This is a genomic window from Microbacterium sp. ER1, assembly GCF_023383675.1.
Taxonomy (GTDB): Bacteria; Actinomycetota; Actinomycetes; order Actinomycetales; family Microbacteriaceae; genus Microbacterium.
Map to the genome: position 1 here is coordinate 1 of NZ_QCXO01000106.1, position 231 is coordinate 231.

1 pseudogene is annotated in these 231 nt (G+C 68.8%); it reads right to left on the reverse strand.

Annotated elements, in window-relative coordinates:
- Positions 1-44: 44 nt before the first annotated feature.
- Positions 45-231: pseudogene (locus BV453_RS01950) on the reverse strand (hypothetical protein); the annotation flags it as partial.

Consider the following 231-nt stretch of genomic DNA (forward strand, 5'->3'; position numbering starts at 1 on the left):
CTTCCTCGTCTCCGAGGTCGGCATCGACCGTCGCCAGGTGGCCTTCATGGGTTACTGGCGGAACGGTCGCGCGGAGCACGCGTGACCGCCCGCTTCGCCCGCAGGTAGCCGCCCTTCTCCAGGCCGGCCTCGATCTCGAACCGGTTCTTCAGCGGGTCGCGCCCGGCGATGAGGTACAGCAGCGGGAAGAGCATGCCGTAGCGCTGCCACTGCACCTTGTGCACGGCCTCG